Raw genomic sequence first — 14,068 nt, forward strand, 5'->3', positions numbered from 1 at the left:
AACTGAATTTAATAAAGAAAAAGAGATTGTTTGACGTTCGCGTCAAATGTGCTTTAGTGCTGCCGCGAAGACAGGGCGCAAACCTTTCCGGAGGAGGAAGTGCGCCGCCACCGCTTGAGGGAGGATGACCCGTGGACTTTTCATTGAACGAAGATCAGCGCGCCTTTCAGGACATGGCGGCAAGTTTCTCGCGTGATGAACTGGCGCCATTTGCCAAGGAATGGGACGAGGAAAGCCACTTCCCGATTCCCACCCTGCGCAAGGCAGCCGAGCTTGGGTTCGGTGGCATCTACGTGAAGGAAGATGTCGGCGGTTCCGCGCTCACCCGGCTGGATGCAACGCTGATCTTCGAGGAACTGTCCAAGGGCTGCACGTCGACGGCGGCCTATATATCCATTCACAACATGGTCGCCTGGATCATCGACACATATGGCTCGGAGGACCTGCGTCAGAAGTATCTGCCCAGGCTCTGCACCATGGACCTGCTCACCAGCTACTGTCTCACCGAACCGGGCTCGGGTTCGGATGCAGCGAGCCTGCGTACCAGCGCCAAGGATGATGGTGACCATTATGTCCTCAACGGCTCCAAGGCATTCATCTCCGGCGGCGGCGTAAGCGATCTGTATGCTGTAATGGTCCGCACAGGTGGTGAGGGACCTTCCGGCGTTTCCTGTCTTCTGGTCGAAAAAGGGACGCCCGGTCTCAGCTTCGGTGCCAACGAGGTGAAGCTCGGCTGGAAGAGCCAACCGACGGCCCAGGTCAATTTTCAGGATTGCCGGGTGCCGAAGTCAAATCTGATCGGATCGGAAGGGCAGGGCTTCAAGATCGCGATGGCGGCGCTCGATGGCGGTCGGCTCAACATCGGCGCCTGCTCGATGGGGGCTGCACAGGCCTGTCTCGATCACGCCCTGGCCTATGTGCAGGAACGCAAGCAGTTTGGTCGACCGATTGCCGACTTCCAGGCACTTCAGTTCCGCCTGGCGGATATGGCAACCGAATTGGAAGCAGCCCGGCTGCTCTTGCACAAGGCCGCTTCGGCGGTGGATGCGAAATCGCATGACGCCACCAAGCTTGCGGCCATGGCCAAGCGGCTTGCTACCGACACCGGCTTCAAAGTGGTCAACGAAGCACTGCAGCTTCACGGCGGCTACGGCTATCTGCGCGACTATCCTATCGAGCGTTATTTCCGCGATGTGCGGGTGCATCAGATCCTGGAAGGCACCAACGAGATCATGCGGCTGATCATTGCACGGCAGCTGCTGAAGGACTGATCGAGTTTTCCGTCCCATTCCGTTGAAACGACTCTTCTTTTTGCGAGGCGCCAGTGAGCGACGAGATTCTTTTCCAGAAGCGCGGCAAGGCCGGGTTTGTAATCTTGAACCGGCCGAAGGCACTGAACGCGATCAACCACGCAATGGTCCTGGCAATGGCCGAGCAATTGTCGCGCTGGGCGGAAGATCCGGAAATCGCACACATCGTCGTTACGGGTGCTGGCGACAAGGCGTTCTGCGCAGGTGGCGACATTCGCAGCATCTATGATGCCCGAATGAGCGGGCAGACAGACGGCCTGAGCGCCTTCTTCCGTGACGAGTACATGCTCAATGCACAGATCAAGGCCTATCCGAAGCCATACGTCGCTCTCGTCAACGGGATTGTCATGGGCGGCGGTGTCGGGGTGTCGGTTCATGGCAGCTATCGCATCGGCACGGAAAAGACGTTGTTTGCGATGCCTGAAACCGGAATTGGCTTCTTTCCGGATGTCGGCGGGACATTCTTCCTGCCGCGCATGCCCAGGAACAGCGGCGTCTACTGTGCACTTAGCTCCGGCAGGCTGAAACAGGGCGATGCTCTGGCTACCGGCGTTCTGACCCACGCGGTTTCGGAAGAAAGCCTTGCTGACCTGGAACAGGACCTTGAAACAGCAGACGATATCGGCGCAGTGCTTGCGCCGTATCTGATGACGCCGGAGAAGGGGCCCGTCTGCGAAAATCTCGACGTAATCGACGAGATCTTTTCGGCTGCATCGGTGGAAGACATTCTGTCGCGTCTGGATGCTTCGCAGAACGAATTTGCGGGGAAGGCCGCGGCTGCCATCCGGCAAAAATCACCGACAAGCGTTCTGGTTGCTTTCGAGCAAATGAAGCGAGGCCGCAAGCTTTCCTTCAATGAATGCATGAAGCTTGAATATCGCATCGTCTCGCGCATTCTGCAGGGGACGGAGTTCTACGAAGGCATTCGTGCTGTGCTGGTCGACAAGGATCAGGCGCCAAAATGGTCGCCTGCCCAGTTTGGCCAAGTGGACAGCGCCGAGCTGGCGTCGTATTTCGAGGAACCTGCTGACGGAGATCTGCCGCTCAGCTGAGCTCAACCTGACCCGGACAGCACATGATTACCAGCTTTCAGGACCTGATCGATTCCCGCCCACCCTGGAGCACGCTGCTGATCTGGTATCTGCGCGGCATTGCGATCATTCTCATCGGCGGCGGCGTCATCTACTGGGCGCGCATTATCGGCATCGTCGAATGGCGTGGATTGTGGTTCTGGGACATGCCCGTGGCGCTGCAGGGAGCCATCGTCTTTTTTGCCGTCCTGGATCTGGTGGCCGCGACCGGCCTCTGGCTGACCGTGTCCTGGGGCACGGTGATGTGGATTTTCCGTTGCTTCTGCCAGATCGTCATGCACACAGCCTTTTCCGATCTCTACGGCCGCCGGCCATATGAAATCGCCTTCTACCTGCTGACAATCGCAATTTATGCCGGACTGGCCTTCCTAATGGACAGGGAAAACAAGGCCAATGCCGGCTGACGGCGGTTGAATCAGTTTTTGAAGTGCCTGGAACGGCAGTTCAAGACGGCCAGCCAACAGATTCAAAATCAACATGAAATCTCTTTGGGAGGAAACCATCATGAGCACTATCGGATTTATCGGTCTTGGCAACATGGGCGGACCGATGGCGATCAATCTCGTCAAGGCAGGGCACAAGGTACTCGGATTTGATCTGTCCGATGCGGCCATGGTGGCACACGAAGCGGAGGGTGGTGAAAAGGCAGCTAGTGTCGCCGACCTGGCTGCTGCTGCCGACGTGATCGTCACCATGCTGCCCGCCGGAAAGCATGTCCGCCAGATCTATGAAGGCGAGGGCGGCATTCTCGACAACGCCAAGCCCGGCACTCTCATGATCGATTCCTCGACGATCGACGTCGACAGTGCCCGTGCGGTCAGCGCTGCGGCAGAGGCAAGAGGCATGAAAATGGTCGACGCACCGGTCTCCGGTGGTGTTGCCGGCGCAGCGGGTGGAACGCTGACCTTCATGGTCGGTGGATCCGCCGAGGCATTCGAAGCGGCGAAAACCTATCTCGACATCATGGGCAAGACCATCGTGCATGCAGGCGACGCCGGAACCGGTCAGGCGGCGAAGATCTGCAACAACATGATCCTCGGCATTTCCATGATTGCCGTGTCGGAGGCATTCGTGCTCGCCGAGAAGCTGGGTCTGGACAAGCAGAAGTTGTTTGATATCTCCTCGACGGCGTCCGGTCAGTGCTGGTCCCTGACATCCTACTGCCCGGTGCCGGGACCGCTGCCGTCGTCTCCGGCGAACCGGGATTATCAACCTGGGTTTGCAGCCGCGATGATGCTCAAGGATCTGAAACTTGCTCAGGAAGCAGCAAATTCGGCAGGCGCGGCAACGCCGTTGGGCGCGGAAGCGGCGGCGCTCTACTCTCTCTTCTGTAACTCGGGTGGCGAAACCCAGGATTTCTCAGGGATTGTGAAGTTCCTCCGCGGAACATCGTAAACAACTTGTTAAAGGGAAGTCTAAAACGCCCCTTGGAAGTTAACGGATGATTCAGCGTGTCTCTTAAGCGGATTTTAGAATCGCTCGGTTAGATTGCGAAACAAGGCGGGAAAAATATCCGTCCAACGACAGGTACTAAAAGAGGCGCAATCACATGATCACCGCAAGTAGGGCAGTCGACGCTGTTGCACAGAGTGAAGGGGAAGAGCTTGAGATCAAGCCGCTTTACCTAGAGGCTCTTACGCTCGTTGAGCGACTGCATCGGCGTCTGCTCGACGTCATCAAGGACGAATTCGACCGCATGGGCCGGTCCGACGTAAACAGCGTGCAGGCACTGCTGCTGTTCAACATCGGCGACAGCGAACTGACCGCCGGTGAACTGCGGACACGCGGTTACTACCTGGGGTCGAATGTCTCCTACAACCTGAAGAAGCTGGTCGAGACTGGTTACATCCACCATCAGCGTTCGCGTATGGACCGCCGGTCTGTCCGTGTCAGCCTGACGGAAAAGGGACGGGAAGTGGCCAAGATCGTGAACGATCTTTACGAGCGTCACATGCTGTCCGTGGAACAGGTCGGCGAAATCGGTCCGCAGGACTTTGTGGCACTGAACAAGTCCCTGCGCCGTCTGGAGCGGTTCTGGACCGACCAGATCCTTTACCGCCTGTAAGACATTCGCGGAACATTCAGATGACAAGGCACCGCCCATTGGGCGGTGCTTTCTGTTTTTCAGCCTCAAGTTGCCGACCTCACGCAAATTTGCACAGCCAGAATTCTCGAACGGCGGAGAAACAAAGCTATGGTGCAGGCAGTTTTAACTGCTGCGGCAAAGTTGACATCTTGTGGTCACATTGGAATGGCTTTGTGCAGTGCTCCTGAATCCGAGATGGTTAAAAAATCAAGCGATTTGTTAACTCCCTTCCGTTAGGACTGGGAGCAGGAACCGCCGGGGTGGCCTGTTTTGTTGGTCTGAACCCCGCGTATTTGAAGAACATTTGCGCCGAATGGCGCTGCAACATGGGGTCGGCGATGAACCTTTTATCCGGACCGTTCGGGATAAAGCGTCACTGGAAGTGGACTGCTGGAAAAACGCTCAAGAGCATGATGATGCTGGGCGTGGTAACTCCAGTCATGATCGCAACTGGTGCGCAGGCACAGACGGCCCCGATGACATTCGCACAGAACCAGCAGGTTGAATGGGCGGATAACTTTGACATCGCAACGGATCACATCACGGAAGTGAAATCCTCTGCTCCGACGTTGTCGCCGCAGACGGCCGACTATATCGCGGCAGCGATCGATCGTTATCAGCGCATTGTCCAGGCCGGTGGCTGGGGAACGGTGTCTGCTGGCGGCAAGGCGCTTCGCATTGGTGCCAAGGATCCGCGCGTCGTGGAACTTCGCCGCCGCTTGATCGTTTCCGGCGATCTTGAACAGCAGGCCGGCCTCTCCGACACCTTCGATTCTTACGTGGATGCAGGTCTGCGCCGTTTTCAACTTCGTCACGGTCTTATTCCGGACGGTGTGATGGGCGACGGCACCGTGACTGCGCTGAACATTTCGGCCGACGTACGTCTGCGCCAGCTCGAAACCAACATGATCCGTATGCGGTCCATGTCCGGTTTCCTGGGCGACCGCTACGTGATGGTCAACATTCCGGCAGCAGAGATCGAGGCGGTTGAAAACGGCATGGTCCGTTCGCGCCACACGGCCGTTGTGGGCAAGATCGACCGCCAGACGCCGATCCTCAACAGCAAGATCTACGAGTTGAACTTCAATCCGTACTGGACGGTGCCGAAGTCTATCATCCGCAAGGACCTGATCCCCAAGATGAAAGAGGATCCGCAGTATCTTGCGAAGAACAATATCCGCATCTTCGACTGGAGCAACAACGAGCTGAACTGGCAACAGATCGACTGGAACACGGATGAGGCGACCCAGTATCGCTTCACCCAGGATCCGGGCTCGGAAAACTCGCTCGGGTCGGTGCGCATCAACTTCCACAACAAACACCAGGTCTATCTGCACGATACGCCGTCCAAGACCCTGTTTGGTGAAGCCAACCGGTTCCATTCTTCGGGCTGCGTGCGCGTACAGAATGTGCGAGAGCTGGTGACCTGGCTGTTGCAGTCGACAACTCCTGACTGGGATCGGGGGCGCGTCGATGGTGTCATCCGCACCGGTGATCGTGAAGACGTGAAACTGAAATCGCAGATTCCGCTTTATCTCACCTACATCACCGCCTGGGCAAATGCCGACGGTGTGGTGCATTTCCGCGATGATATCTACGACCGCGACGATCTCTACGGAACGGGTGAGCAAGCACGCCTGTAGGTGTCGCCAAGCGTCAAACAATTGTTTCCTGTCCAGAAACGTCGGCCTTGATCAGGCCGGCGTTTCATGGATTCTAGCTCCATTCGCATGCTTGTTCGACAACGGGGTGCTGGATCAGGAGAACGGCAATGAGTCGCGAAGAGCGGCCTGGTGAAATTTATCTTGAGTTTCGGCCGATCGGTCAGCAGGTCAAGGTCACTGCCATTGACGCGACGACCGGTTTTGAAGTGTCGGTCTTCGGGCCAGCTTCTGCAGCTCAGGAAGATCTGAAGCGGATTGCCGTTCGAAAACTTCGCCGCCGCCTTGAACAGGAAGGCTTGGCTGCGCAGAACAGACCTGACCCGACCCTTTATTGATGGTTTGTCTTAAGTCTCTGCTTCCGCAACAGGTTTCGATAAAACAACAAGAAATTTAAATCGTTTTGAGAAGAACGGCGCACCAGATCGGTTTGCGAGAGCAGATTTGAATTGTGTCCGGGTATTGTTTTGGTGCCGGTCAAATGATCGGCGCTGACGGTCGGATCTGTTGCAAGTGTAACTTGTTGGGTTGTCAGTTTAGATTTGGCCCAAGGTTGCGAAAACTTGTTTCGTTCAAGATTTGGCAGCTGTGTCGTTTTCCAAACTGGACGCGTCGGTATGCCCCTTGGTTCTGGTCGGGGGGTGTGTTAATTCCTCGCCTCACACAGGCATGACGGTCGAACGCGTCCTTCCGGACATTGGCCGCCGATGCTCCTGATCTATCAAAAGAACACAAGGATGGCGCTATGTCTTTGATGGAAAGCTCCGATCAGTCCCTGCAGTCCGGTTTCTTCACCCGCAGCCTTGCTGAAGCCGATCCGGATATCTTCGACACGATCGGCAAGGAACTCGGCCGTCAGCAGCATGAAATCGAGCTGATTGCTTCGGAAAACATCGTTTCCCGCGCAGTGCTGGAAGCACAGGGCTCGATCTTCACCAACAAATATGCCGAAGGTTATCCGGGCAAGCGCTACTATGGCGGTTGTGAGTTCGCCGACATTGCCGAAACGCTGGCAATCGAGCGCGCGAAGGAACTGTTCGGCTGCCAGTTTGCCAACGTTCAGCCGAACTCCGGCAGCCAGATGAACCAGGCAGTGTTCCTGGCTCTTCTGCAGCCTGGCGACACCTTCATGGGCCTGGATCTCAACTCCGGTGGTCACCTGACCCACGGTTCCCCGGTCAACATGTCCGGCAAGTGGTTCAACGTCGTCTCCTATGGCGTGCGTGAGGACGACCATCTTCTCGACATGGATGAGGTCGAGCGCCTTGCCAACGAACACAAGCCCAAGCTGATCCTGGCCGGCGGCACCGCCTATTCCCGCATTTGGGACTGGAAGCGTTTCCGTGAAATCGCCGACAGCATTGGTGCCTATCTCATGGTCGACATGGCGCATATCGCCGGTCTGGTTGCAGGTGGGGTCCACCCGTCGCCGGTTCCGCACGCCCACGTCGTCACCACCACCACCCACAAGTCCCTGCGCGGTCCGCGCGGCGGCATGATCCTGAGCAACGACGAAGCGATCGCCAAGAAGATCAATTCGGCCGTCTTCCCGGGTCTTCAGGGTGGCCCGCTGATGCATGTGATTGCTGCCAAGGCCGTTGCCTTCAAGGAAGCACTGCAGCCGGAATTCAAGGCTTATGCCCGCGCCGTTCAGGAAAACGCCAAGGTTCTGGCTGAAGTCCTGAAGGAACAGGGTCTGGATATCGTTTCCGGCGGCACCGACAACCACCTGATGCTGGTGGACCTGCGTCCGAAGAACGCCACCGGCAAGGTGGCTGAAAAATCTCTCGGCCGGGCCAACATCACCTGCAACAAGAACGGTATCCCGTTCGACCCGGAAAAGCCGTTTGTCACGTCTGGCGTTCGTCTCGGCACCCCGGCAGCGACCACACGCGGCTTCGGTGTTGCGGAATTCCGCGAAGTCGGTCTGCTGATCACGGAAGTGTTGGACGGTTTGAAGGCCGCAAACAGTGAAGAGGGCAACGCGGCAGTTGAAGCGGCGGTCAAAGCCAAGGTAGAAGCACTGACGGCCCGGTTCCCGATCTACGGGGGCTAATCGCGGGCTCGCTCAGGAGCTTTAAGACATGAGATGTCCGTTTTGCGGGGGTGAGGAAACCCAGGTCAAGGATTCCCGCCCAACCGAGGACAATACAGCCATCCGCCGCCGCAGGATCTGCAATACCTGCGGCGGCCGGTTCACCACCTTCGAGCGCGTGCAGCTGCGCGAACTCCTGGTGCTCAAACGCTCCGGGCGCCGCGTTCCCTTCGACAGGGAAAAACTGATGCGGTCCGTGCAGATCGCGGTGCGCAAGCGTCCCGTGGATCCTGACAAGATCGAACGCATGGTCTCCGGCATCGTTCGCCAGCTCGAAAGTTCAGGCGAAACCGAAATCACCGCGGAAACCATCGGCAACCACGTCATGGAAGGCCTGAAGGGCATCGATGACGTTGCCTATGTCCGCTTTGCCTCCGTTTACAAGAACTTCCGCGAGGCAAAGGATTTCGAAGCCCTTCTGGATGAGCTGAGCGATCCGGACGGACAGCCGCTCAAAAACTCCTGACCTGCAGTATCCGGTTCTTGATGTCCGAGCTTGCCAATCTTGATGCCCGTTTCATGGCGGCCGCCGAACGCCTTGCCCGTCGTGGTCTCGGCCGTGTGTGGCCCAATCCTTCCGTGGCTGCGCTCATCGTTCGTTTCGACGCAGGTGTCGCTGTTCTCGTGGGCAGAGGCGTCACGTCCCGTCCCGGCATGGCGCATGCGGAAGTCAACGCCTTGAACCAGGCGGGGGACAGGGCGAAAGGGGCGACCTGTTACGTCACCCTGGAGCCATGTTCTCACTACGGCCGAACCCCGCCTTGCGCCAAGGCTCTGATCGAGGCAGGCGTGAAACGCGTGGTCGTCGGTATGCTGGACCCGAACCCGCGTGTCGCTGGCCGTGGTGTCGCCATGCTGCGCGATGCGGGCATCGAGGTGGAAGTGGGTGTGCGCGAAAAGGCCATGCATGCGCTGTACCGAGGGTTCACCTACAGGCAACTGAAACAGCGTCCGGTGGTTTTCCTGAAGCTGGCTGTTTCCAGGGATGGATTTATCGGCCGGGCAGGCGAAGGTCAGGTCAAGATCTCCGGTGCCTTGTCGATGCGCAAGGTCCATGGGTTTCGCGCCGAATGCGACGCCATCCTGGTCGGTTCAGGCACAGCGCTTGCCGATGACCCGCAACTGACCTGCAGACTTCCGGGCCTCGCTGATCGCTCTCCTGTGCGGGTCATCATCGACCGGTGTGCCCGGCTGCCATTGACTTCCAAACTGGTGCAAACCTGCGTCGACGTGCCTGTCTGGCTTGTGTGTGGCAATGCGGCGGATGCTGACAAGCTGGCGGACCTGGCGGCTGCTGGCGTCAATGTCATCCGGGTGCCCGCTGAAGAAACCGGCATCAAGCCCTCTGTCATCCTGAGTGCGCTGGCAACACGCGGCATAACGCGGGTGATGGTTGAAGGCGGTTCCCGTCTGGCGTCGTCATTCCTGGCGGCGGACCTGGTGGATGATCTTTGTGTCGTTACCGGGGATATCGTAATCGGCGAAGGTGGCATACCTGCTCTGCACGGTCTTGACCTTGCAGATGTTCTCAAAGACCCCAAATTCGAGCGGGTCGATGCGGGCCGTTTCGGTCCGGACAGTTTTGTTTATCTCAGACGGCGCGGAGCCTGACATGTTCACCGGAATTGTGACCGACCTCGGCGAGATCCTCGCTATCGACAAGATCCCTGCCGGAATGCGGACGCGGATCCGCACCGCCTACGATACGAATGACTTTGACATCGGGGCTTCGATTTCCTGTTCTGGCGTCTGCCACACGGTGACAGCCAAGGACAACGGATCCAATGGCAACTGGTTTGAAGTGGAATCGGCCGCCGAAACCCTGGCTCTGACCAACGTCGCATCCTGGAAAGTGGGGCAGAAACTCAATCTGGAACGCTCGCTGACGATGGGTGCGGAGCTGGGCGGGCACCTGGTGCTTGGCCATGTCGATGGACTTGCAACGGTGACAAAGCGTGAAGACCATCCGGATTCGGTCTATTTCCAGTTCGAAGCACCGGCGGAAGCCGCCCCCTTCATTGCCAAGAAGGGTTCGGTTGCGCTCGATGGCACGTCCCTGACGGTGAACGAGGTCGACGGGTTGCTCTTCTCCGTCTTCCTGATCCCGCATACGCTCGAAGTCACGACCTGGTCCGATCGGCAGGTCGGTGACAAGATCAACCTGGAAGTGGATATGATGGCCCGCTACGCCGCCCGTCTTGCGGAATTCTCCAAGACCGGGTAGGGGACGGTCCCAACACCTTCGAAAAGAGCTAATATCATTTACCGCCTTAACCACGGGACGAACTCGTCACCGGGATATCGTGGTCCTTTACGAATGAGACTGGACAAACCGGGGCAGACGTGGTTCCTGTCGCGGCCTTACATAGGAACGAAAACCCATGAGCGCTGCACCGAAACTTCTGATCATCGAAGCCCGTTTCTACGAAGATCTGGCCGATGCTCTCGCAGAAGGCGCGATCAAGACCATTGAGGCTGCCGGCGCAAGCTATGACCGGATCGCTGTACCGGGCGTCCTGGAAATTCCGGCTGCCCTGTCCATGGCTCTGACCGCAATGGAAAACGACGGCGAACTGTACGACGGCTTCGTTCTGCTGGGTGTCGTCATTCGCGGCGAGACCACCCACTACGATATTGTTGCCAATGAATCGAACCGGGTGATCATGGATTTGATCGTCGATGCGGATCTGGCTGTCGGAAATGGTATCCTGACCGTTGAAAACGGTGAGCAGGCATGGGCCCGCGCGAAGGTGGACGACAAGGACAAAGGCGGCGCGGCTGCCCGTGCTGCCCTCGACATGATCGCCCTGCGCGAGCGGCTTGGAGTATAAGAAGAATGACCGGAAAGGCCGACCCGGAAAAACCGGCTGGAAAAACTGTGCGCCCTGCAAACAAACGCGGCGTGGCTCGCCTTGCTGCTGTTCAGGCCCTTTATCAGATGGACGTCGGCGGTGCGCCGCTGACCAGTGTCGTCAGCGAATTCACTGCCTTTCGCCTCGGCAAGGAAATCGACGGTGCGCAGTACCGCGAAGCCGACGAACAATGGTTCAAGCAGATCCTTGCCGGCGTTGTGGAGGACCAGAAGTTTCTGGATCCCTACATTCACACCGCGTTGGCCGAAGACTGGCCCCTGAAGCGTATCGACAGCCTGCTGCGGGCTATCCTCCGCTCCGGCTCCTACGAGCTTTTGCGCCGCAAGGATGTTCCGGCCAAGGTGATCATTTCCGAGTATATCGACGTTACCAAGGCCTTTTTCGATGATGATGAGCCCGGCCTTGTCAACGGCGTGCTCGACCGTCTTGCGCATGAACTGCGCAGCGGCGAACTCGAGGAAAAGAAAACGGACGGCGCCTCCTGATCATGGGCGCTGACCGGCCAGGCGAATTCGAGCTGATCCGGCGTTTCTTTGCCCCTTTGGCAAAAGACCCGGGCAGTCTCGGTCTGACCGACGATGCCGCGGTGCTGACACCGCGGGAAGGCCATGACCTCGTTCTGACCAAGGACGTGCTGGCGGCCGATATTCATTTCTTTGCTGAAGATGCACCGGAAGCGATTGCCGCCAAGGCACTGAGGGTCAACCTCTCGGACCTTGCGGCGAAGGGCGCACGTCCACGCGGCTATCTGATGGGGCTGTCGTTGCCGTCCGACTGGACGGTCGACTGGCTTGAGCGGTTCTGCAACGGCCTGGCGGCTGACCAGGCGGCCTATGATTTCCATCTTCTGGGCGGTGACACGGTTCGTTCCGGCAATGGTCTGCAGGTGTCGATCACGGCAATTGGCGAGGTTGAAACCGGCAGCGCAGTTCGGCGGTCCGGGGCACGACCGGGCGATCTTCTGTTTGTTACTGGAACCATTGGTGACGCCGCTGCCGGTCTTCAGGCGCGCCTCAATCCCGACTTCTGCCGCGATCATGATCTGACAGAGAGCGAAGAAGCCCATATTCTCGACCGTTACCTGCTGCCGAGGCCGCGCACGAGGCTTGCCGGGGCGGTGACCGATTATGCTTCGGCTGCCATGGACGTGTCAGATGGCCTGTTCGCCGACTGCGCGCATATGGCCAGCGCTTCGGCGTTGGACCTCACGATCGACCTGGATCAGGTGCCGCTTTCACAGGCGCTCGCCCATCTCAAGATCAAGTCACCAGAAGACTTTGCCCGTTGCCTGAACGGTGGCGACGATTACGAAATCCTGATGTCGGTGCCGGAAGACGTTTCTGGTACCTTCTGCCGGGTTGCTCATCTTGCCGGCTGTCCCGTTACGCAAATCGGTCATGCCCGGGCAGGTGAGGGCCGAATTCGGCTTGAGGAAGCCGGGCAACCTGTCGACTACGGTCGCTTTGCGGGCTTCAGTCACTTTTAGCTATTGCAAAGGATAGGAGCTGGAATTTTACCAGGCCGGATCCGTCGCCCGAATGCCTGCCTCCGATGGTGTTGCGCTTTCTTGCCGCTTGGCCGTGACGTGTCGCACGTTACAGCTCTCGGCTGGTCTCCAGTTGCAAATGAAACTTCTGGTCTTTCGCGGTCAGCTGTTGGCGTGTTATGTGCCATGCAAACTTCTGCCTTCCTGAAAGTATCCAAATGACCGTGACGACCCCCGATAGCTTTGTCGACGACAGTCTGGCAAAACGAAACGCGCTGCTATTGGCTCTGGCTCAGGCAATTGGTGGGGCTTCGGCGTCGATCGTGATCGCAACGGCGCCGCTGGTCGGGTATTCGATGCTGGATACGGACAAGTCTCTGGCAACCTTGCCTGTGTCGGCGATGGTCCTGGGAACAGCTTTCGGGACCATTCCCGCCGGCATGATCATGCGCCGATACGGCCGCAGGACCGGTTTCATGGGGGCAGCTTTGCTTGGCGCCATCGCCGGGCTGCTGGCGGCATTCGCGGTTTTCCAGGACGAGTTTCTGATGTTTGCCCTCGGGTGCTGCATCAGCGGTTTTGCAGGCGCATTCGTGCAGCAATACCGCTTTGCGGCAGCGGACACGGCAAGTGACGCCTTCAAGCCGAAGGCCATCTCATGGGTGCTTGCCGGTGGTGTTCTGGCAGGGGTGGTTGGTCCGCAAACGGTTATCGCCACCAAGGACCTGTTCTCGCCAATCCTGTTCGCCGGAACCTATCTGGCGCAGGCTGGCTTGTCCCTGATTGCCTTTTTCCTCGTGGCTTTTCTCCGAATTCCAAAGCCGCAGCGGCACAGCCATACCCAGGCGGGTGGGCGTCCACTGCGCCAGATCATGTCGCAACGCCGTTTCATCGTCGCGGCAGCCTGCGGTATCTGTTCCTATGCGCTCATGAGCATGGTGATGACGGCCACGCCGCTGGCCATGATCGGCTGCGGCCTGTCGCAGAATGACGCCACGCTTGGCATTCAGTGGCATGTGCTCGCCATGTTCGGTCCGAGTTTCTTCACGGGTAATCTCATCGGTCGCTTCGGCAAGGAGCGGATCGTCTCGATTGGCCTGCTGCTGCTGGCCGGATGTTCGGTGGTCGCGTTGATGGGGGTCGACCTTGCCAACTTCTGGATCGCGCTGATCCTGCTCGGCCTTGGCTGGAACTTCGGCTTCATCGGAGCCACCGCCATGCTGACGGATACCTATCGGCCCGAAGAGCGGAACCTGGTGCAGGCGGTCAACGATTTCCTGGTGTTCGGCTTTGTTGCTGCCGCATCGTTCTCGTCCGGTGCTTTGCTGAATGTCTACGGCTGGAACACGGTCACCCTTCTGGTGTTTCCCTTTGTGGTGCTCTGCATCGGCTTGCTTATCTGGCTTGCAGTTGCGGAAAGAAGAGCGGATACAACCGCTTAAAGTACCTTCGAAATTCCATTTCGT

The 14,068-nt window shown here is 58.2% G+C and carries 15 protein-coding genes; all 15 read left to right on the forward strand.

The genetic code is table 11. The annotated features are described in order from the left end of the window. Nucleotides 1–131: 131 nt before the first annotated feature. The 15 genes from ACYQ6M_RS10545 (at nt 132) to ACYQ6M_RS10615 (ending at nt 14,044) form a co-directional block, all read left to right on the forward strand. Nucleotides 132–1,271, forward strand: a complete 1,140-nt coding sequence (locus tag ACYQ6M_RS10545) for an isobutyryl-CoA dehydrogenase (protein ID WP_168687167.1) — start codon at nt 132–134, stop codon at nt 1,269–1,271. Nucleotides 1,272–1,324: 53 nt separating this feature from the next. Then, complete coding sequence (locus ACYQ6M_RS10550) at nt 1,325–2,362, forward strand: enoyl-CoA hydratase/isomerase family protein (RefSeq protein WP_460073690.1); 1,038 nt, start codon at nt 1,325–1,327, stop codon at nt 2,360–2,362. Between the two features lie 23 nt (nt 2,363–2,385). Beyond that, nucleotides 2,386–2,805 carry a DUF6163 family protein gene (locus ACYQ6M_RS10555; RefSeq protein ID WP_023003800.1) on the forward strand — a complete coding sequence of 140 codons (420 nt, stop codon included), beginning with the start codon at nt 2,386–2,388 and terminating at the stop codon, nt 2,803–2,805. 100 nt (nt 2,806–2,905) lie between these two features. Continuing rightward, nucleotides 2,906–3,796, forward strand: coding sequence for a 3-hydroxyisobutyrate dehydrogenase (gene mmsB, locus ACYQ6M_RS10560; protein ID WP_460073693.1), 891 nt, complete (start codon nt 2,906–2,908; stop codon nt 3,794–3,796). Nucleotides 3,797–3,950: 154 nt separating this feature from the next. After that, nucleotides 3,951–4,466 (forward strand): transcriptional regulator LdtR, encoded by a 516-nt coding sequence (gene ldtR, locus ACYQ6M_RS10565; protein WP_023003802.1) that lies wholly within the window; start codon nt 3,951–3,953, stop codon nt 4,464–4,466. 359 nt (nt 4,467–4,825) lie between these two features. Beyond that, complete coding sequence (locus ACYQ6M_RS10570) at nt 4,826–6,130, forward strand: L,D-transpeptidase family protein (RefSeq protein WP_023003803.1); 1,305 nt, start codon at nt 4,826–4,828, stop codon at nt 6,128–6,130. A gap of 128 nt (nt 6,131–6,258) precedes the next feature. Beyond that, entirely contained in the window at nt 6,259–6,486 is a 228-nt protein-coding gene (locus tag ACYQ6M_RS10575) for a DUF6898 family protein (protein WP_460073696.1), read from the forward strand. 407 nt (nt 6,487–6,893) lie between these two features. Next, nucleotides 6,894–8,204 carry a serine hydroxymethyltransferase gene (gene glyA / locus ACYQ6M_RS10580; protein ID WP_031270645.1) on the forward strand — a complete coding sequence of 437 codons (1,311 nt, stop codon included), beginning with the start codon at nt 6,894–6,896 and terminating at the stop codon, nt 8,202–8,204. Nucleotides 8,205–8,232: 28 nt separating this feature from the next. Further along, on the forward strand, nt 8,233–8,709 hold the full coding sequence (gene nrdR / locus ACYQ6M_RS10585) for a transcriptional regulator NrdR (protein WP_023003806.1): 477 nt from the start codon (nt 8,233–8,235) through the stop codon (nt 8,707–8,709). A 20-nt stretch (nt 8,710–8,729) separates the two neighbouring features. After that, the gene (ribD, locus tag ACYQ6M_RS10590; RefSeq protein ID WP_460073698.1) at nt 8,730–9,854 is read left to right on the forward strand and encodes a bifunctional diaminohydroxyphosphoribosylaminopyrimidine deaminase/5-amino-6-(5-phosphoribosylamino)uracil reductase RibD; all 1,125 of its coding nucleotides are present in this window, start codon (nt 8,730–8,732) and stop codon (nt 9,852–9,854) included. A gap of 1 nt (nt 9,855) precedes the next feature. Then, the gene (locus tag ACYQ6M_RS10595) at nt 9,856–10,467 is read left to right on the forward strand and encodes a riboflavin synthase (protein ID WP_370199253.1); all 612 of its coding nucleotides are present in this window, start codon (nt 9,856–9,858) and stop codon (nt 10,465–10,467) included. A gap of 157 nt (nt 10,468–10,624) precedes the next feature. Then, nucleotides 10,625–11,074, forward strand: coding sequence for a 6,7-dimethyl-8-ribityllumazine synthase (gene ribH / locus ACYQ6M_RS10600; protein WP_023003809.1), 450 nt, complete (start codon nt 10,625–10,627; stop codon nt 11,072–11,074). 5 nt (nt 11,075–11,079) lie between these two features. Next, nucleotides 11,080–11,601: a transcription antitermination factor NusB gene (gene nusB / locus ACYQ6M_RS10605; RefSeq protein ID WP_023003810.1), complete on the forward strand. Its 522-nt coding sequence runs from the start codon at nt 11,080–11,082 to the stop codon at nt 11,599–11,601. 2 nt (nt 11,602–11,603) lie between these two features. Next, entirely contained in the window at nt 11,604–12,602 is a 999-nt protein-coding gene (gene thiL / locus ACYQ6M_RS10610; RefSeq protein WP_209168970.1) for a thiamine-phosphate kinase, read from the forward strand. 218 nt (nt 12,603–12,820) lie between these two features. Then, nucleotides 12,821–14,044, forward strand: coding sequence for an MFS transporter (locus tag ACYQ6M_RS10615; RefSeq protein ID WP_031270647.1), 1,224 nt, complete (start codon nt 12,821–12,823; stop codon nt 14,042–14,044). Nucleotides 14,045–14,068 lie beyond the last annotated feature (24 nt).

This window comes from Roseibium sp. ROS1 (assembly GCF_054658215.1).

Bases quoted from the DNA above. Each gene is read 5' to 3' on its own strand.
- ldtR (WP_023003802.1), top strand. From the start codon at position 3,951: ATGATCACCGCAAGTAGGGCAGTCGACGCTGTTGCACAGAGTGAAGGG.
- ACYQ6M_RS10595 (WP_370199253.1), top strand. From the start codon at position 9,856: ATGTTCACCGGAATTGTGACCGACCTCGGCGAGATCCTCGCTATCGAC.
- thiL (WP_209168970.1), top strand. From the start codon at position 11,604: ATGGGCGCTGACCGGCCAGGCGAATTCGAGCTGATCCGGCGTTTCTTT.
- ribD (WP_460073698.1), top strand. From the start codon at position 8,730: ATGTCCGAGCTTGCCAATCTTGATGCCCGTTTCATGGCGGCCGCCGAA.
- ACYQ6M_RS10555 (WP_023003800.1), top strand. From the start codon at position 2,386: ATGATTACCAGCTTTCAGGACCTGATCGATTCCCGCCCACCCTGGAGC.
- mmsB (WP_460073693.1), top strand. From the start codon at position 2,906: ATGAGCACTATCGGATTTATCGGTCTTGGCAACATGGGCGGACCGATG.
- nusB (WP_023003810.1), top strand. From the start codon at position 11,080: ATGACCGGAAAGGCCGACCCGGAAAAACCGGCTGGAAAAACTGTGCGC.
- nrdR (WP_023003806.1), top strand. From the start codon at position 8,233: ATGAGATGTCCGTTTTGCGGGGGTGAGGAAACCCAGGTCAAGGATTCC.
- ACYQ6M_RS10575 (WP_460073696.1), top strand. From the start codon at position 6,259: ATGAGTCGCGAAGAGCGGCCTGGTGAAATTTATCTTGAGTTTCGGCCG.
- ribH (WP_023003809.1), top strand. From the start codon at position 10,625: ATGAGCGCTGCACCGAAACTTCTGATCATCGAAGCCCGTTTCTACGAA.
- glyA (WP_031270645.1), top strand. From the start codon at position 6,894: ATGTCTTTGATGGAAAGCTCCGATCAGTCCCTGCAGTCCGGTTTCTTC.
- ACYQ6M_RS10570 (WP_023003803.1), top strand. From the start codon at position 4,826: ATGAACCTTTTATCCGGACCGTTCGGGATAAAGCGTCACTGGAAGTGG.
- ACYQ6M_RS10615 (WP_031270647.1), top strand. From the start codon at position 12,821: ATGACCGTGACGACCCCCGATAGCTTTGTCGACGACAGTCTGGCAAAA.